General features: G+C 47.7%; 1 pseudogene. It reads left to right on the forward strand.

Annotated elements, in window-relative coordinates:
• Positions 1-262: pseudogene (locus BHE89_RS02150) on the forward strand (ATP-dependent zinc metalloprotease FtsH); the annotation flags it as partial.

A 262-nucleotide genomic window follows, 5' to 3' on the forward strand; every position in this document is an offset into this window, starting at 1 on the left:
GATCCAGCAATTTTAGCGCGTGGTACCCCTGGTTTCTCGGGTGCTGACTTAGCTAACTTAGTTAACGAAGCCGCTTTATTTGCTGCGCGTGGTAATAAAACGCGTTGTCTCAATGGTTGAGTTTGAGAAAGCGAAAGATAAGATCATGATGGGCGCTGAGCGCCGTTCAATGGTGATGACTGAAGAACAAAAAGCATCAACCGCTTATCATGAAGCGGGTCACGCAATCATTGGCCGTTTAGTACCGGAGCATGATCCTGTG

Source organism: Shigella sp. FC1967 (genome assembly GCF_001743005.1).
In the GTDB taxonomy this organism is placed as follows: domain Bacteria; phylum Pseudomonadota; class Gammaproteobacteria; order Enterobacterales; family Enterobacteriaceae; genus Proteus.